Annotated in this window: 14 protein-coding genes and 1 pseudogene; 5 read left to right on the forward strand and 10 right to left on the reverse strand. The window is 41.1% G+C overall.

The window, feature by feature from the left end:
• Positions 1 to 742: 742 nt before the first annotated feature.
• The 3 genes from J7I90_RS13275 to J7I90_RS13285 form a co-directional block, all read right to left on the reverse strand.
• Positions 743 to 1,585 (reverse strand): DegV family protein, encoded by an 843-nt coding sequence (locus tag J7I90_RS13275; RefSeq protein ID WP_214772227.1) that lies wholly within the window; start codon positions 1,583 to 1,585, stop codon positions 743 to 745.
• Between the two features lie 184 nt (positions 1,586 to 1,769).
• Positions 1,770 to 2,453 carry a response regulator gene (locus tag J7I90_RS13280; protein WP_048687855.1) on the reverse strand — a complete coding sequence of 228 codons (684 nt, stop codon included), beginning with the start codon at positions 2,451 to 2,453 and terminating at the stop codon, positions 1,770 to 1,772.
• Positions 2,454 to 2,486: 33 nt separating this feature from the next.
• On the reverse strand, positions 2,487 to 3,641 hold the full coding sequence (locus J7I90_RS13285; RefSeq protein WP_214772229.1) for a sensor histidine kinase: 1,155 nt from the start codon (positions 3,639 to 3,641) through the stop codon (positions 2,487 to 2,489).
• Between the two features lie 616 nt (positions 3,642 to 4,257).
• Between J7I90_RS13285 and J7I90_RS13290 the strand changes: the two genes are divergently transcribed.
• Both J7I90_RS13290 and J7I90_RS13295 read left to right on the forward strand, forming a co-directional pair.
• The gene (locus J7I90_RS13290; RefSeq protein ID WP_214772231.1) at positions 4,258 to 4,893 is read left to right on the forward strand and encodes a YigZ family protein; all 636 of its coding nucleotides are present in this window, start codon (positions 4,258 to 4,260) and stop codon (positions 4,891 to 4,893) included.
• A 178-nt stretch (positions 4,894 to 5,071) separates the two neighbouring features.
• Positions 5,072 to 6,094, forward strand: coding sequence for an LCP family protein (locus J7I90_RS13295; RefSeq protein WP_214772233.1), 1,023 nt, complete (start codon positions 5,072 to 5,074; stop codon positions 6,092 to 6,094).
• A 170-nt stretch (positions 6,095 to 6,264) separates the two neighbouring features.
• Here J7I90_RS13295 and J7I90_RS13300 read toward each other — a convergent pair whose 3' ends face one another.
• From J7I90_RS13300 to J7I90_RS13310, 3 genes are all read right to left on the reverse strand, one after another.
• The gene (locus tag J7I90_RS13300; protein WP_214772234.1) at positions 6,265 to 7,314 is read right to left on the reverse strand and encodes a glycosyltransferase family 4 protein; all 1,050 of its coding nucleotides are present in this window, start codon (positions 7,312 to 7,314) and stop codon (positions 6,265 to 6,267) included.
• Positions 7,315 to 7,390: 76 nt separating this feature from the next.
• Positions 7,391 to 8,494 carry a glycosyltransferase family 4 protein gene (locus tag J7I90_RS13305; RefSeq protein ID WP_214772235.1) on the reverse strand — a complete coding sequence of 368 codons (1,104 nt, stop codon included), beginning with the start codon at positions 8,492 to 8,494 and terminating at the stop codon, positions 7,391 to 7,393.
• Between the two features lie 18 nt (positions 8,495 to 8,512).
• Entirely contained in the window at positions 8,513 to 9,256 is a 744-nt protein-coding gene (locus tag J7I90_RS13310; protein ID WP_053536849.1) for a WecB/TagA/CpsF family glycosyltransferase, read from the reverse strand.
• A gap of 111 nt (positions 9,257 to 9,367) precedes the next feature.
• Between J7I90_RS13310 and J7I90_RS13315 the strand changes: the two genes are divergently transcribed.
• The 3 genes from J7I90_RS13315 to J7I90_RS13325 are packed head-to-tail and all read left to right on the forward strand — an operon-like array spanning position 9,368 to position 13,520.
• Positions 9,368 to 10,798, forward strand: a complete 1,431-nt coding sequence (locus J7I90_RS13315) for an O-antigen ligase family protein (protein WP_214772236.1) — start codon at positions 9,368 to 9,370, stop codon at positions 10,796 to 10,798.
• Positions 10,799 to 10,802: 4 nt separating this feature from the next.
• Positions 10,803 to 12,329 (forward strand): murein biosynthesis integral membrane protein MurJ, encoded by a 1,527-nt coding sequence (murJ, locus tag J7I90_RS13320; RefSeq protein WP_214772237.1) that lies wholly within the window; start codon positions 10,803 to 10,805, stop codon positions 12,327 to 12,329.
• Positions 12,330 to 12,353: 24 nt separating this feature from the next.
• Positions 12,354 to 13,520, forward strand: a complete 1,167-nt coding sequence (locus J7I90_RS13325; RefSeq protein ID WP_214772238.1) for a glycosyltransferase family 4 protein — start codon at positions 12,354 to 12,356, stop codon at positions 13,518 to 13,520.
• Between the two features lie 38 nt (positions 13,521 to 13,558).
• Here the strand turns inward: J7I90_RS13325 and tagH are convergent, their stop codons facing one another.
• From tagH to J7I90_RS13345, 4 genes and pseudogenes are all read right to left on the reverse strand, one after another.
• A complete protein-coding gene (tagH, locus tag J7I90_RS13330; protein WP_214772239.1) occupies positions 13,559 to 14,356 on the reverse strand; it encodes a teichoic acids export ABC transporter ATP-binding subunit TagH in 798 nt (265 codons plus the stop codon).
• Positions 14,357 to 14,373: 17 nt separating this feature from the next.
• Entirely contained in the window at positions 14,374 to 15,171 is a 798-nt protein-coding gene (locus tag J7I90_RS13335) for an ABC transporter permease (protein ID WP_214772241.1), read from the reverse strand.
• 3 nt (positions 15,172 to 15,174) lie between these two features.
• A pseudogene (locus J7I90_RS13340) lies at positions 15,175 to 16,383 on the reverse strand (CDP-glycerol glycerophosphotransferase family protein); the annotation flags it as partial.
• Between the two features lie 52 nt (positions 16,384 to 16,435).
• A complete protein-coding gene (locus J7I90_RS13345) occupies positions 16,436 to 18,577 on the reverse strand; it encodes a CDP-glycerol glycerophosphotransferase family protein (protein WP_214772245.1) in 2,142 nt (713 codons plus the stop codon).
• Between the last annotated feature and the right edge of the window lie 472 nt (positions 18,578 to 19,049).

A 19,049-nucleotide genomic window follows, 5' to 3' on the forward strand; every position in this document is an offset into this window, starting at 1 on the left:
TTTGGGACGACTTTGAATTATTTTGCTATTTAGTTTCAGCTACCCCATGTTGGACATAAGCAAGACACGCTATTCACTATATCGAGTGTAATATGAATCTGGCTGCCCTTCTGGATGCCACGGAACTTTATCCTGAAACCACGCATGAATAAATGAACCTGCCAGGTTCAAGCTTGAGATAATACCACTTTCTAATATATTAGAGTTAATAGAGGTAAACAAGTTGTTTCACCAAATATAGTGACCGCTTCCCGTTCGGGAGGGACTCTATACTTAATGATCCATTGAATATCCAAGTGTAACCTTCCCATTCGTAATTGGGGGACCGTAATAATACCGATTGTTTCTAACCCTTAGCATTTTCTATGCGAAAGAACTCCACAGTGATGTCCTGAAAGCAGCTATTTGCTCGTAATGTTGTCTCCAGAAGCCAATAGTAACTATAATTTTTTCTCTAATTCTTGTCTGTTGATCAGCGGCAAAAACGTGTATTAATATAAAATTAAAGTGGAGATGGAAAGGTCAACATCACCAGTTGGTCTAGGTAACGGAATCATCATTCGCTATACCGTAAAGTACATACCCTTTTTTACAGTTTTACTTCCAGGATATGCTTGTACACAATCCAAATTGAACCTCCATTTCTTGATGAATCACACTCCCCCTTATCATTCGCTTTTAACTCCCGGATTCCTTTTTGTTCATAAAAAAACGCCTTTCACTAAGTGAAAGGCGTCACAGCTTAAATTTTATACCAGCCCATCCCCATCGAGCCTTCGCCCAGATGCGTTCCGATTACTGGACCGAAGTAGCTGATGTCGAATTCGACATTCGGAAACCGGGCTTCAAGTTCCGCCTTCCAGTCTTTAGCTTCACTTTCCCGTTTCGCATGAATGATGACGGCTTTATATTTCTCGCCGCTCGCCGCGTCTGCTCCAAGTAAATCGGCAATCCGTTTCATCGCTTTTTTCCTTGTACGGATTTTTTCGAATGGGACGATGACTTTATCAACAAAGTGGAGCACCGGCTTCACTTGAAGCAGACTGCCAATCAAAGCTTGGGCACTGCTTAAGCGGCCGCCGCGCTGGAGATGGGATAGGTCATCTGCCATGAAGTATGCCTTGACCGATGGTTTCATTTCTTCAAGCCTGTCCATGATTTCTTCTGCACCTTTACCATCAAGTGCCATCTTTGCCGCCTCGATCACGTAAAACCCCTGTACCATGCAGCTGATTTCCGAATCAAAGGCATGAACCCTGATTCCCTCGACCATTTCACCTGCAGATACCGCTCCTTGATACGTTCCGCTGATGCCGCTCGATAAATGGATGGAAATAACATCATCATATTCTTTTTGCAGTTCCTCGAACTTCTCGACAAACTTCCCGATTGGAGGCTGTGAAGTGGTCGGCAATTTCTCCTGCCTCTTTACTTCCTCATAAAACTCATCCGCAGTAATATCAATTTCCTCCCGGTAAGCTTCATTGGAAAAAATGACATTAAGCGGCATCATATGTATATGTAAACGATCACGCATTTCCTTTGGTATATATGCAGTGCTATCTGTTACGACTGCGGTTTTCATAATAGTACCATCCTTATAAAAATTTACTTCGTATATATTCACCATTCTATCTGAAAATGCCTTTATTTGCATTAAACAGCTTTTTAATTGCCGAAAATTTGAATATAATCACATCCAATAAAAAAATCCAGCCCTTCAGCACGCATTGCGGAATCTGAAGAGCCGGACTTATCGAATGCTTTAATTACTTCACTTCTACCCAGCCGTTTTTAATGGCTAGGACAACCGCTTGTGTACGGTCATTCACATTCATCTTCTGAAGAATGTTACTCACATGGTTCTTGACTGTTTTTTCACTGATATATAGAGTTTCGCCGATGGCCCGGTTGCTTTTCCCGTCAGCTAAAAGCTGAAGCACTTCACATTCGCGTCGTGTCAATAGGTGAAGCGGCCTCCTGATTTCTATCGTATGTACGGAATCACGATCAGCACCCTCTTCAGCTGCTAAGCGGCGATATTCTTTAACTAAGTTATGGGTGACCTTCGGATGAAGGTATGAGCCGCCTTCAGCGACTACACGCACAGCATCGATCAACGCGTCTGCGTCCATTTCTTTCAGCAGATAACCTTGTGCTCCTGTTTTCAATGCGTGCTGCACGTAGTTTTCATCATCATGAATGGAAAGGATGATGACTTTTGTTTCAGGGTAACGGCTCACGAGCATTTTTGTAGCTTCGACCCCATTCATGTTCGGCATGTTGATATCCATGATAACAACATCAGGTTTATGTGTTTCAACGAGATCCATAGCTTCGCTTCCGTCATCACCCTCGGCAACAACATCAAAGGATGATTCAAAATCTAATATGCGCTTTACGCCTTCACGGAAAAGCTGATGGTCATCGATTATGACGATACTAGTCTTCAACGGCTTCTTCCTCCTAGTTTCTATTTAATATGTCTATTCTCCATTATCTAAATGGTAGGGAATTTGGATAAATACCAAAGTGCCTGCCCCCGGTTGTGAATCGATCGTCATTTCACCTTCCAGCAGCTCGACTCTTTCTCTCATTCCAACCAAGCCAAATGAACCTTCTTTTTGAATCGAAGAATCAAACCCCTTTCCATCATCTTTGACGACGACGGTCACCATCTCCTTGGAAATGGACAGTTTAACTTGAATCTGTTTTGGGTCAGCGTGCTTTAATGAATTCTGTACAGCCTCTTGAACCAGCCTGAATAATGCGACCTCCATATCGGAAGGGAGCCTTTTGACCTGCCCAAGGTTGACGAAATTCAGATTCACGCCATTATTATAGTCTTCGGTCGTTTGCAGGTACTTTCTGAGGGTAGGAACAAGTCCTAAATCATCAAGCGCCATAGGACGAAGGTCATAGATGATTCTTCGCACTTCATATAAAGCATTCCTTACCATGACCTTTAAACTGCGGATTTCCACTAACGCTTCATCAGGACCTCTCTCCCGCTGTACTCGTTCTATCAGGTCTGAGCGCATCATGACGTTTGCCAGCATTTGCGCCGGACCATCATGAATTTCTCGCGAGAGTTTTTTACGTTCCTGCTCCTGGGCTTCGATTATTTTCAAACCGAAGTCCTGTTTGCGTTTCGCTTCTTGAAGGGCTTCCCCCACAAATTTAAGATCTTGTGTCAAATAATTCTGCACTACCGATATTTGCGAGACGAGATGCACCGCTTTATCGATCGTCTGCTGCAAACCCCTTAACCTTAACTCAAGCTCATCCCGGCGATTACGGAGCTCTTTCTCCAATTGCCGGTTAATTTGTAAATCGACTTGCAGCTTATGTGCCCTTTCATAAGCATCGCGCACCTGTTCTTCAGAAAAATGGTTGAAGTGCATACTGACTTCTGAAAGCCTTTTTCGAGCAAACCTGGCTTTTGAATCCAGTGCATCGCTGTCGGTTATCACAATGGCAACCCTGATTTTCACATCATCAAGCTCTTTTGATAATGTCTCGAAATCCTTTCGGCATTGTTCGCCGATATCAAAGACTTCATCCTTACTTTCACTAACAGTGTTCACCATTGTTTCTAAGATCTTGTCCAATGCTTTAGCATCAACCTTTTTAATGGACATTAAGATCCCTCCACTTAAATCAAAAGACTTAAACAAATTTATTGTCTTATAGACTATGTATATGGAAAATAGTTCTTTCCCTTTTTCATGAATGGTTAAATTTCAGGAAACTTTTGTATGAAGTACCCTTCATGAACATATTGTACCAAAAAAAGATTAAAAATACGTTAATTTCCTTTTGCGCTTTCCATAAAATGTACATATTTACTATACATCTCATAATCCGGCATTAAGTCTGCCTATTAAAGGCAGAAAGCCATATCTATTATCCTAATACAAAATATCCTTTTCAATCAAATGGGATATTCCGCTTCATTGATTATCATATGAAACAGATGCATTTATTAAATGGCAAAATCCTTGAAATGAGAGGACACATTAAGGTAAAACCAAGATAATGGCACAGAACTCATGTTTTTCCTACAATGTTATTCTTTTACGCATATATGACCAGCTAATAACAATAACAGGCAATGAAATTAATTATAACACGTACAGCTTTATCTTATATTAAAGTTTCTTTACACATGCAATATGTAAATGAATCGTCATTGCCACTTTTTCCGCAAAGCCTTATAATAAATCAACTAATAGGAAGCACGAAGGTGGAATAATAATGCTCACTCAATATTTAACGGTGGCAGGTCGCGGCGACCATGAAATCGTCATTGAAAAATCCCGTTTTATTTCCCACATCGCCCGGGTCGAAACCGAAGATGCCGCACAGGCCTTTATCCAGGAAATCAAGAAAAAGCACAAAGATGCTACACATAATTGTTCAGCTTATATGATAGGGGAACAAAATCAAATCCAAAAAGCCCTCGACGACGGGGAACCGAGCGGAACGGCAGGCGTCCCTATCCTGGAAGTGCTTAAGAAAAAAGAACTGAAAGACACCGCTGTTGTGGTCACACGGTATTTTGGAGGCATCAAACTTGGTGCTGGCGGTCTCATTCGCGCTTACAGCAAAGCGACTTCAGAAGGGATAAATACCACCGGTGTCGTCATCAGGAAACTGATGCGGGTCATTTCGACAACCGTCGACTATACCTGGCTTGGAAAACTGGAAAACGAATTGCGCTCTTCCATTTATCAAATAAAGGAAATTCAATACCTTGATCAGGTCAATATCCTTGTATATGTGGAGGAAACACAAAAAGAGACATATACCGCTTGGATTACAGAGCTGACAAATGGTCAAGGCCGCATCACTGAGGAAGAAATGCTTTATTTGGAAGAGGAATTCTCCTGATGTACTCCTGCATATTTTTCCTTTTTTATGCTGTAATATAATTGAAAAGAAATATTTATTTTACGAAATTATTAAATCATTGTAAAATTAGGTGTAATATATGACGAAATATAAACTGCAGGATTCGAAAAATAGCGATATATGTCTGATGTTCGTTATTTAAAAGGAGAAGAAAAAGATGTCTACTACTAGGCGTGTTTATAAAATTAAAAAAACAAAGAAAAAAAGGCGAAAGAGGCTTTGGTTATTGCTTGTTCCCCTGCTGGTACTTGGTCTGGGGGCTTCTACGTATGCTGCAACCCTGTATATGAAAGCCCAGAATGTATTCAATGATTCCTATGACCCTGTCGAAGCTTCAGCAAAGCGAAATGCAGCAATCGACCCGCTCGAAGATAATTTCTCGATCCTTTTCATAGGAATCGATGATAGCAAGGACCGTGACTTAAAAGGAAATTCCCGGTCTGATGCTTTAATGCTGGCCACATTCAATAAAGATCAAAAGTCTATAAAACTATTAAGCATTCCGCGTGATTCATATGTGTACGTGCCAGCCAAAGGCGTAACAACGAAAATCAACGCGGCCCATGCAGCCGGCGGACCTAAAGCGACGATGGACACCGTCGAGGAGTTACTCGATGTCCCTGTCGATTATTATGTTCGCATGAACTTCAATGCTTTCATCGATGTCGTAGATTCATTGGATGGCATCGAAGTCGACGTCCCTTATGAAATGTATGAAATCGATTCACATGACAAAAAGAATGCCATCCACCTCGAAGAAGGATTACAGACCGTTGATGGTGAAGAAGCATTAGCATTTGCACGGACACGTAAAAAGGACAGTGATATCCAACGCGGCGAGCGTCAGCAGGAAGTCCTGAAAGCCATCATTGCCAAAGCAACCTCTGCTGGATCACTAACGAAATATACAGACGTAATGGAAGCTGTCGGCGATAATATGACAACGAACCTTAAATTCTCGCAAATGAGAGGTTTCATAAAATATGTGACTACCGATAAAGGAATCAATCTTGAAACCATCAAACTTGAAGGTCAGGATTCCACCATTAACGGAACCTATTATTATCAGCTGAACGATACATCATTAGCGAACACCAAGCTGTTGCTTCAATCCCACTTGAACTTGGGACCAGCTGAAGGCAATCAAACGGAAGCAGTACAATCACAAATACAAGAATAAAGCGAACCCCCCACTCGTCTTGAGCGGGGGGTTTTTGATGCATTATATGAAATCACAAAGAATAACCTAAAAAGATCAAGCCCGTATACAAAAAAGCCACCAACCGTTACTTCAAACGACTGGTGGCTTTCCGATAAAACTAGCGAATCTAGTAATCTATTCCAAAATGATCATGGCTTATTTTTAAAGTTGAGCATCTTGAGCAACGGCTGGTAGTTTGAATTGACCAAACCAATTTTCTCCACGAAAATCTCTATGATCAGCAGAAGTCCCGTTACAAGGATCAAAGCCCCCCACATCGTTGCAAATGAAAAGATTATGGCCGCTAAACCAAAGCAAGCAGCTAAAGCATAAATGAGCAAGACAGTCTGCTTATGGGTGAATCCCAAGTTTATCAAGCAGTGATGTAAATGTGATTTATCAGCAGCCGAAATCGGCTGTTTATTGACGACCCTGCGGATAATCGCGAAAAATGTATCCGAAATGGGAACACCCAAAATGATGATCGGTACGATCAATGAAATCATCGTTACGTTTTTAAACCCTAGCAGGGACAGAACGGCAATGATGTAACCTAAGAATAATGCGCCTGTATCTCCCATGAAAATCTTTGCCGGATGAAAGTTATATTTCAAAAAGCCAAGGGTGCTTCCAATCACGATCAATGCGACCATGGCAACAAATAGGTCCCCTTTAATGAGGGCCATGGTTGCAATTGTCACCAATGCGATCGTTGAGACACCGCCTGCAAGGCCATCCAGTCCATCTATCAGGTTGATTGCATTAATGATGCTGACAATCCACAAAATGGTGATCGGTATACTAAAAACACCAAATTCTAGTGTATCCGTAAAGAACGGCAAATTGATGAATTCCACTTCAAGACCGCCCCATAATACGATAATGAGGGCAGCCAAAACCTGGCCCAGGAATTTGGGTGCAGCTTTTAATTCAAAAATATCATCAGCCATCCCGATCAAAATGATGACAAGGGCTCCCACAAGAAGGGGCAGCTGCTCCCCAAAATCATCCATAAAAAGCAAGTAGGTAATGAAAAAACTCAAAAATATAGCTAAACCGCCCATGCGCGGCATAATTTTACTATGCACTTTTCGCTCATTCGGTTTATCGGTAGCTCCTAATTTAAAGGCCAGCTTTCCGACAAAAGGAGTCAAAAAAATGGATAATAAAAAGGCTACCAACAAGGCCCCTATTAACATCAAGAACCACCTCAATTCAACTAAAAATCTAATACCCGTTACGCTCTATAAGAAAACCTATATATAAATGCTTATTTTAATTTTTCATCCTCAAATAAACATTATATACGTTATTGGCTAAAGTTTCTATAGAAAAGTTGTTTTTTGCAAATTTTTGTAAATCCGACCCTATCTTTGTCAAGTCCCCTGACTTTTTTAATTCCAAAGCATTGCAGATGGCCAGTTTCAGCTGTTCGACATTGCCGATATCCGTTATCCAGCCCTTGCTCCGATCGGGAATCAATTCCTGTACACCTCCGACATCACTGGTGATTGCCGGAAGACCGGATCTTGCTCCTTCAAGTAAAACGAGTGGGAAACTTTCGCTTAAGGAAGTCAATAATGTGATGTCCCCCAACGGGTAGATTCGATCTAAATCTTCACGATACCCTAAAAAGTGCACGTTATCGGATAATCCCTTTTCCGAGACCATCTCCTCCAGAGCGGATCTCCTGCTCCCGTCCCCTGCAAGGATCAGCTTCACATGGGGGAATTCCGATACCACTTCACTTAGGGCCGCTAAAGCAAATTCATGACCCTTCACCGGTTCAAGCCTTGCAGGCATGATGATGATGAAATCATCTTTCCCGAACCCGAAATCTTCTCTATGAAACGGGAAAGGCAGTTCCTTTTCAAAGTCAATCCCGTTCAGGATCTTCGTTATTTTGGCCGAATGGATTCCTTGGTCAATCAAGTCCTGCTTAAAGCGGTCGGAAACCGCCAGTATATGATCGGCATATTGAAATGACCTTACATGAAGGCCCGTAAACAACTTTCCTTTTACGCCCTGCCCTAAAAAATCATGATGAGGCGAACTGTGAACAGTAAGGAGCCATGGGCATTTAATGAGGCGCTTTATAAAAGCACCATATATATTCGCCCGCGGACCATGTGTATGGATGATGTCTATATTATTTAGACGGATAAAATCCCTTAAAGGTTTCAAAATTGAAAGGTCATATTTGGAATGTTGCTTGAAAAGTTCAGTTTGTATCCCGGAGGACATGGCCCGCCGGTATAGTTCACCCTTTTCAAATACACCAAGCAAACACTCCTCTTTATTCAATTGGTTCAGTAAGGACATAATATGAAACATACCGCCGCCGGTTTCATTACCAGCGTTTAAGTGCAAGATCCTCATCCAGTCCACTCCTTATGTTCAGGAACGCTGCACCGTTTTCCTTAACCGCCGAACCTTTAATACGAATCTTGGCAGCGCAAGCATCCGTTTCCACCGTGAAGGTTGCTGGATCAGTCGGTACAACCATTCAAGACGCATTTTTTGCCAGAAAACCGGGGCGCGGTTCACCTTTCCCGCAAGGACATCAAAGCTTCCCCCTACCCCCATGAATAACCCTTTATTGAATAACGCATAGTGTCTGGAAACCCATTTCTCCTGCCTAGGGAACCCTAATGCAGTCAATATGATGTCAGGTTCAAGTTCAGCTATCGACTTCGGCAGGGTATCATCCTTGATATCAATGTAACCATGGTTGTATCCCACCAACTCGAGACCCGGATATAATTCTTTCACTTTCAGGGCCGCTGCCTCAATCACGCTTTCCTCCGCTCCAAGCAGATATACCTTCAACGCTTTTTCATCAGCGACCCGAAATAATTCATTCATCAAGTCGAATCCTGTAATCCGCTCTTGTAAAGGTTGATTTAGCCATTTAGAGGCCATAATAATACCAACGCCATCCGGTGTGATGTAATCAGCCGATATAATGATGTCTTTATAATCCTGATGTTCATTTGCATACTCGACTATTTCTGGATTTGCCGTAACGACAAACGTTTTTTCCTGATTCATCAATCTCGGATAAATCATTCCATTCATGAACTCATCCATATTGCTATCAATGAATGGAATGGTAAGTATCTCAACAAACTTCTCTGTCATTTCACTTCAGCCTTTCATATGTACTATACATCTAAAGGGTGGGGTATTATTCAAGAAATTTTTTCATACACATCATAGAACATGATTTTTGATTCAAAGGTGGTTAATCATTTGAAGTTTATAGAAAAACAATCGTTACCCATTCTATTTCTGTGCCTGCTCATCCCATCGGCAGTGCCTCACCCTATCGCCGGTTATATGGCTACGGCGTTGATGCTCGTTTTTATCGGTATAAATAAAAAAAACCTGTTACTAATTCTATTCATTTATTTCCCTGCCCGTCCCATATTGATGGAACTGAATAGCGGCTTAACTTATACAGGTGACCTGATCATCCTCACCTTATTCATTTCTTTGTTTATTGAAAAATCCAAAAAGAAAGAATGGCCATTTTCGAAATATCACTTTACTGCGCCATTTTGGTTGTTTTGTTTAATTGGTGCCGGTGCTGCACTCATAAACGGGGTGGCAATCCTCCCCATCTTGTTTGAACTCCGTGCATTGCTTATTACATTCTTGCTTCTTTACATTATCGGTGAATTAAATCTAGAAAGAAAGGATATCTTTCGCTTTTTGAAGGTAATCCTAATATTTACTATCTTACTTTGCCTGCATGGCATAGTGGAGAAAATCTTTTCACGTACGATCCTGCTTCCCCGCGCATGGGAATTGTGGAATCTTTCTCCAACAAACCGCATGAGGATTTATGGAGCACCAGCCAATCCTAATGTATTTGCTTTATTCTTAAGCATCCAGTTATTCCTTGGTTTCTTTTTATTTCAGTCGCTGAAAAAATACAAATGGATCGTCTTTCTGGCAGCCATCCTGATTTCCGGAACGTTATTGCTTACCTATTCGCGGGGCACGATGATTGCATTCGGGTTCGCTGCGCTTGTCTTTATAATCTGGACTAGAAATAAACCATTTCTCAAATATGCTGTAGGAGCATTTTGTCTTGGCCTGCTTCTTATTTATTACCCAGTTTTATTTGCATCAAGTAAAGTGGAGGTATCCGCATCGATTCCCATGGAAAATGTGGTAATCGGCAGCACCCCCTCTTCCGAACACGAACATGCCCTCTCCAATCGCTTTTCAGGAATGTTCTCTGATAAGACCCTGCACCAAAGTACGGAATGGGGCCGGTTATATGTCCTGATCAAGGGAATTGAAATTTTCAAAGATCACCCGATAATCGGTACCGGGCTGGCCACCTTCGGGGATTCTGCCACACTTTCCTTTTCCTCACCAATCTATAAGGAATACCAAATTGGTGAAAGGATGTATACCGATAATCAATATATCCAGATTCTGGTCCAAACTGGTGCGCTCGGCTTACTTGCGGTTCTTACATTCATCCTTTTCACCTGCCGGAAAATCCTGAAATCGGGAAAAGGCACATTTGCGGCGTTCACCATCTGCCTGATGTTGGCCGCACTATTAGCAGGACTTTTCTACAATATTCTCGAAGATAAAACGTTTACGCTGATATTTTATAGTTGTTTGGGATTCTGTTTACAGAAGGACAACATTTTAAAGGATTGAAAATATGCCTACTCTTTCAAATGTCATTAAATCGGTCGGGCTCGTCACCATTATTGCAGCCATTGGAAAAGTCCTCGGATTCGGGCGGGAATCGATCATAGCCGCCTATTTCGGGGCATCATCCATGGCGGATGTTTTTTTCGTGGCAAGCCTCATACCAACCATTCTATTTACGGCTCTCGGCAGCGGTCTTCAGGCCGGCGTTATTCCTATTTACTTGGAAAAGAAAGCGGATAACCCAAAGAAAGCTGATGAATTTATCAGTGTTTTAGGTTCTTTCTTCATGCTTGTTGCCGGAGTCCTGACCATTGCCTGCATGATTTTCATAAAGCCGCTCGTCATGATGACAGCTCCGGGTTTCTCCGATTCAGAGCTTGCCCTGACGGAATCACTGACCCGGATCATGCTGCCCAGTTTACTATTTTTCACGCTTTCATACATGGCAACGGGAGTCCTGAATGCGAATAAGCGCTTTATTCTGCCGTCACTCACTTCAACTGCACAAAACACGGTCATTATAGCAGCCACCGTATTGTTCGCTGCTCCCTTTGGGATTGAAGGACTGGCTTGGGGGTTTGTGTTCGGTGCAGCAAGCCAGTTCCTCATTCAATACCCATCATTGAAGAAATACGGAATCCGTCCCATCGTCTCTTTCTTGCCTCATAAAAGGCAGATCGCACAAACACTGTTCACCTTTTATCCAATCATTATCGCCGCTTTGGCGATCCAGTTGAATAGTGTCGTCGATCGGATTATTGCGACTTCGCTCGAAACCGGAAGCGTATCGGCCCTGAACTATGCGAATCGCCTGCTATGGCTGCCATTGAGCATTGTCCTCACGCCGCTGATTACCGTATTGTACCCTTCAATCGTCGAGCGCGCGCTTATAGGCTATCAATCTTTCCTTAATTTGACCTTAAAAGGGTTGAAATCACTGTTATTTTTAGCGATTCCGTTCATGGTCGTCATGTTAATCAGCGGAAACAGCTTAATCACTCTGGCTTTCCAACGCGGGGCTTTCGATGCTACAGCAACTGACATGACTTATAGGGCATTCTTGTTTTATTCAGCTTGCCTCCCGTTCTTTGCACTGAGGGATTATTTGATGAACGCCTTTTATGCCTTGAAGAAAACGAAAGTGGCCATGTATTCCTGCTTGATTGCCGTTATGCTTAACGTGCTGCTCAGCTGGGTTCTATCACGTTATCTCGGCGTCGGTGGAATTGCTTTAGCATCGGGGATTTCCATGCTCCTGCAATCTCTCTACCTTTTCGGCTACCTGTGGCTGAAGACAGGAAGAACGGACAAGACCGCTTTCAGGGATGTTTTTCAGGAAATCGGCAAGCTTACCATCATCGGAGCCATCATTTACGGAATCGCTCTCTGGATCCATCCGCTCACCCTTTCGTTACCCATCGTCATCGAATTGGTGATCATCTCGCTGCTGGTATTCGGATTATATCTCGCACTATCCATTCTTTTTAAAGTAAGCAGCCTGCAAGGGATGAAAAGGATCAGATCATCACAGTAATACATTAGAAGAAGGAGTGCCATTATGAACATTTTAATCACAACGATTTTCAACTACCCTCATGAAGGAGGGCTATCGAGCCATATCACTACGTTAAAAAAAGGTTTAATGTCACGGGGCCATATTGTGGACGTATTATCTTTCTCTCAGTTACCACCTTTCAAGAGGAAGATGCTCGCCCAGGCTCCAGGATTTTTATTAAATAAAGTAAAACAGGGGAGCGGCCAGCTTTTCAATGATCGGCAACGTCAAAAATTATTGGCTTCATCCATTAATGCCTTGAAAAAGAATTATGATGTCATCAATGCCCAAGACATTTTCGCAACGCTTGCCTCCATCGAATCCGGGATACCAACGGTGCAAACCGTCCATGGGTATTATTCATTCGAGGCAGTCAGCAGGGGCGCCCTTCTTCCGGACAGTGAAGAAGATTTGATCATTCGCGAGCTAGAAAGAAAAGCATATCAGTCCGCTGCAAAAGTTGTGACGGTCGATCAAAGGATCAAAGACTATATAAATCATTTGGCGCATATAGAGGCGGATACGATCAAGAACTTCATTGACGTGACTGCTTTTAAACCGGAGATGGCCAAGCGGGAGCAAACTCGCCGGGACTTTCAAATACCGCTACATAAAAAGATGCTTTTCGTTCCGAGAAGAATGACGGAAAAGAACGGTGTCATCTACCCGCTCCTCGCTTTGCCGGAGGTGCTGGAAAACCATCCTGAAACGGTTTTGGTCTATGCAGGTACAGGGGAACAGCGAAGCCGGCTTGAGGAAACCGCAGCCAGTCTCAATATATCCGCTTCCGTACTTTTCCTGGGTTCTGTGCCGTTCGAGAAAATGCATAACCTCTATGAAGCATCTGACATCGTACTCATCCCTAGCGTTCATTCCCACGGGGTGGAAGAAGCGACTTCCATTTCCGCTTTAGAAGCGATGAGTTGCCGCTCACCCGTCATTGCAAGCGCAATCGGAGGTTTAAAGGAGATTCTCATTGATGGCGAAGATGGCCTTTTAGTAGAGGAAAAAAATAAAGGAGCACTTGCACAAGCCATCTCCCTTTTGCTTAAAGACCCTGAATATGCAGCAAAGTTAGCTTCGAAAGCAAGGTATAAAATGGAAAGCGAATACTCCCACCTTTCAGCAGCTGAGCGGTTTGAGAAAGCTTATGTTGAAGTGCTTAACTAAAAAAAAGCAGACCCGGAGCCCGGGTCTGCTTTTCACTTTCATACCAGTGCGGAACTACGCCTTTTCATTTGCTCTTCACGGTATTTTTTCTGTTCTTGTTTAGACATGGCGTTATATTCTTTTAAGAATGCCTCGTATTGCGGCATTACTTCATTCATGGCACCGTATGCCTTTAGCTCTCCATATTCAAGCCATAAAGCCTTTTGGCAAAATTTCTTCATCTGTCCGATTGAATGGCTGACAAAGAACATCGTTTTGCCCTTTTCCTTAAATTCGTTCATTTTCTCTAAACACTTCTCGGCAAAGTTTTTATCCCCGACTGATAAGGCTTCATCAATAATCAGGATATCTGGATCGATATGCACGGAAATGGAAAAACCAAGCCTGGACTTCATGCCGCTTGAGTATGATTTCACCGGTTGGTCAATGAACTTACCCAGTTCAGAAAACTCAATGATTTCAGGTTCAAGTTCTTTGATGCGATTTTTATCGAATCCGAGCATCAGCATTTTCAGTTCGATGTTTTCCCTGCCCGTCAACTGATTATTCAGGCCCGAAGAAACGGCAATCAAGGCCGTTTTCCCATTAGTTTGGACATTTCCGTCCGTAGGCGGGACAATGCCTGCAATAATATTGGACAATGTGGATTTACCTGATCCATTGACCCCGACAAATCCTATTACATCGCCCTTTTCTGCTTCAAAACTAACATTCCTCAGTGCGAAGTACTCTTCACCATAGCTTTTAGGCAAAAGGAGATCCAATAATTTTTCCGAGTTTTTATTATATAATTTATATTTCTTCGTTATATCTTTGACTATTACCGATTTTTCCAAATTTTCTCACTTCCAGTTTACTTAAAGTCAACAAAGCGATCTCTGAACCTGACATGCAGCGTGGAACCTATCATAAACAAGATGATAACGACTGCCCAGAAATAAAGCGTATACTCCCAATGCACTATCAGATACCATGATTCCCCCAACAACGAAGCTCGATACCCTTCCACAATATAATATAGTGGATTCAGCTTCATGATGTTGACTATGGTAGGATGTTCCTTAGCATCCATCACCCAAAGGATTGGTGTTAAATAAAACATGACTTTCATTAAGGACACGATGATATTATGAACGTCACGAATGATGGTTGATAATGTTGAAGTGATTAAACCCAATGAAAATAACAGCAAGACCGTCGCTGCAACATAATACGGCAGTTGCAAGATGAAGAGTGTAGGGAGGTAACCTGTAAACCCTAATAGGATGATGATGACTCCCAGCAGCATGAGATGCTGATACAACTTAGCAAAGATGACATACGATGGAATCACACTCATCGGAAAGCTCATCTTGGACACCATATTCATTCGGGAATAGACGGATTTTGACGTTTGGGTTATGGCCGGGTTCACAAAGAACCAGACAACGATCCCCGCCATCAGCCATGGAAGGAAATCATCCCCGCGATTTAAGATGATAAATCCAAATACAAACCAATAAATCGCAATCTGTATCATCGGATTGATGATTTCCCATAGGACTCCCAGGTAGTTACTGCTGTTGGCACTTTTCACCTCATAAACAGATAAACGCCTTACCAAATAAAAATGTTTGATTTGTTCTTTTAAAACGGTCAAAGCTGAACTCATAAATTACACAGACCTTCCTAAAAACACTTTTTCTACGACACGGCGTGAAGCCTGGCCATCCTCGAGTGCACAAAACCGCTCGTGAAAATGATTGATATCAGTGGTATTTTCATATTTCATCGTCTTGATACTATCAATGACCGCATCAGATGTTTCGACTAACAAACCTGGTGCATTCTTTTCGAAATCAAAGTAAAATCCGCGAAGCTTGTCCCTGTAATTTTCAATATCATATACATAGAAAAGCATCGGACGCTGTAAATTTGCGTAATCAAAGAATACGGATGAATAATCGGTTATCAATAAATCCGAAATAAGATACAAATGACTAATATCTTCGTAACTGGATAAATCATAGGCGAATCCTTCACACGCCGATAAATCCAAGTTCTCAGAAACCAAATAATGAAGACGGAGCAAAATGACATACTCCTCCCCCAATTCCCGTTTCATTCGATCCAGATCCAGTTTTATTTCGAACTTATATTTTCCCTTGCTATAAAACTCATCATCCCTCCAAGTCGGGGCATATAAAACGATCTTTTTCTCTATTGGTATACCCAACTTCTGTTTCAATGAGTCGATTGTATCACGATTATTCCCGTTGTAAAGGATATCATTACGTGGATAACCGGTTTCCAGAATTTTAGAGGCATCGACATTGAAGGCCCAGGCAAAGATTTCACTTGAATAAGCGTTCGGTGAAATTAAGTAATCCCATTTACTTGATTCGGCATGGAAATTTTCTTTATATTTATCCGTCGTCGTCCCAGGCATATGAACCTCATTCATATCCGCCGCAAGTTTCTTTAGTGGAGTACCATGCCACGTTTGCAAATAGATCGTGTGCTTCGGCTTCGGAATCCAAAGCGGGAGCCTGCTGTTCGTCACCCAATAACGGGCCCTTGTCATTTTGAGCAGCCAACTTAATGAAAAACGATCGAGATATGGAATGCCTGCCTCTTTGAAAAGAGCTGCATATCTTTTATCCACGCTCCAATACATTTTATATTCAGGATGGTTACTCTGCAAGTATTCATAAATCGCCCTGGGATTACAGCTATACTGCTTGCCCAAAAAGCTTTCAAAAATGACAAGCTTTTGATCTGCAGGCAACACTTTACCTGCAACGGCGAAAGCCATTTTATAGGCGCTCGTTAACATAGCTTTCCCTTTCGTCACTATTGATGCCATATGCTCCCCTTTCAAAAAAAGAACCGACTGTTAAACAGCCGGTATATTCATGATCACATTGAAAGCCATTCTAAACAGTAGTATTGCTCTTCACAAACACTTGCTCTACAACGCGTTTAGAGGATTCCCCGCATTCTAAGTAGCAAAACTTTTGATAAAACTCCTCAAATCGTCCACTCAACTTGAAATTGCTTCTTTCGATATTCCTGACCTCTTCAATAAGTTCTTCTGTGGTCTTTGTCAAAAGACCAGGTGCTTTCTCTTCAAAGTCAAAATAGAAGCCCCTTAAGTTATCACGGTAATCTTCTATATCATACGTAAAGAAAATCATAGGTCTTCTTAAGTTCGCATAATCGAAGAAGACGGAGGAATAGTCCGTCACTAGTAAATCAGATATCAAATATAGTTCGCGAATGTCCTCTAAATGAGAGAAATCATAGGCGAAGCCTTCATATTCCGAAAGGTCCATGTTCTGGGCCACTAAATAATGCATACGCATAATGACAATATAGGAATCGCCAAGCTCTTCCTGCATCCGCGCTAAATCCAGCTCCAAATTAAACTTATATTTCCCTTTCCTGAAAAATTGATTATCTCTCCAGGTTGGGGCATATAAAATAAGTTTCTTATCAAGAGGAAGATTGAATTTTCTTTTAAGCTCATTAATCGTTTCTTCATTATTGGAGTTATGCAAGAAATCGTTACGTGGGTAACCTGATTCAATCATCTTCCGGTCGAACTGGAATGCCCTTTGGAAAATCTCTGTGGAATACGCGTTAGGAGAAACTAAGTAATCCCAGTTACTCGCTTCCCTCAGGAAGTTCGCTTTATATTTATCCGTATTGGTCCCAGGCATATGAACTTCATCCATATCCATCGCAAGACGCTTAAGGGGAGTTCCATGCCAAGTTTGAATATATATCGTGTGTTTAGGCTTTGGAATCCACAACGGGAACCGGACATTGTTAACCCAGTACTTTGCCCTCGTCATGATCAATAACCATCGGATGGAAAAACGTCTGACATACTCTACATCCTTTTGAGCAAAATACTTCATTGAAGCACGGTCGACGCTCCACACCAGTTTATAGTCTGGGTTATTCACTTTCATGTATTCATATATGGCCCTAGGACTGTCGCTATATTGCTTTCCATGATAGCTTTCGAATACCACTAATTTTTTATTGGCTGGAATAAGCAAGCTTACTACTGCAAAAGCTGATTTATACCATTTTCTAAGCCTCTTGCTTCTTCGGATTTTCACCCAGTTACTTTTTGCCTTTTTGAGGACCTGTGTTTTAAAGTTATATTTAGATGCAGATAAAGAAAGGTACTTGGATAATTTTGTAGCTTTTATTTTTATTTGTATTTTTTTATCCTGCAATTTAATAATTCGGTTTGCAGGCATATTCTTTAGATTGCTGCATTTCATGCGAACGCTTCTTAGCTCTTCCATTTCGCCATTCTTTTGATAGTGAAGAACTGTGTAAAACATGAAATACTTAGGTTGTTCACCATTGATTTCAGTTCTGAGGTCGACCTCACCTTGAAAACCGATATCTTCATGAAGCTTGACTCCAGGAAATTTTTCCGCGAGATCCATACGGTTGATACCAGTTAACGGTATTATGACTTCTTCTTCATTTAAATTATTCCTGACGAGCAATTCAACTTTTTCAAATTTCAAATCTTCAAATTGAAATAATGGTGGGTAATTAAAATGACCATTAAAATGAAGAGTTCCATCCTTTCGAAGCTCAATATCTTCAAAAAAGGAAAACATCTTATAATCGTTTGCAAAAAAAGAAAGATTTCCTTTTTTGGTCGCGAAAGGATAAAACATTTTCTTGCGATCTTCATCCAGCATGGAAAAGAAGTTCAACTGGCGATCATTACTTTTGATCCGTGTCATTACAGGTGCATCTTCCATTTGGCGAAGGATTTGCAAATCCCACATTTCACCATCAACAAGACGATCTTGCATCGCTTGATATGGCATCTTCACTTCGAATAAAAAATAATCATCAGTTTGATTTTTAGCGTGAAAATCCAAATGGATTATATCATCAATATTATATCTATTCGTTAATATAAAAGAGTGATTTTGTATTCTCTCAAGAAAACTCTTTTTTATAGCTATTTCTATATAATAAACTTCATCACTAAGACGGACATTCATTGTTTTTCTATTCTTATAAATATAGTTCTCCATTTTGAAGAAAATCCCCTCTCGACAGCATGCGTATCTTATGCTTCAAATAAGAATATTATAGGATTACAAACATCTAATTTCAAACTTACTTTTACCAAATATCATTTATTTTATAATAATGAAGCAATTTTTTTCTTTAATTTCCCAATAATCAAAATAATTTTCATTTTTAATATTAAGAAACCTAAGCAATTCTAGCAAAAAAATTGTATCCGGTCTATTACCTTGCCATTTTTAACATAAATGAAATATACCTTTCACTGATTTAGTTATGTGTTATACTAAAAATCTGATTATCATCATTTCAATATAACTTTAGTTATTATTCTTGATAAACAACCAATTAAATAATAGAATTGATTCCAAATTACGAATAACTTTATCTTTATAATCTAACAGGATTGTAAAATTTTTGTGGTTCAATTGTAAATTTTATTTGTTATAATTAGATAGACAAGACATCTAAGCTTTA

Origin of the sequence: Bacillus sp. ISL-57, from assembly GCF_018613135.1 — a bacterium.
Taxonomy (GTDB): Bacteria; Bacillota; Bacilli; order Bacillales; family DSM-1321; genus Peribacillus; species Peribacillus frigoritolerans.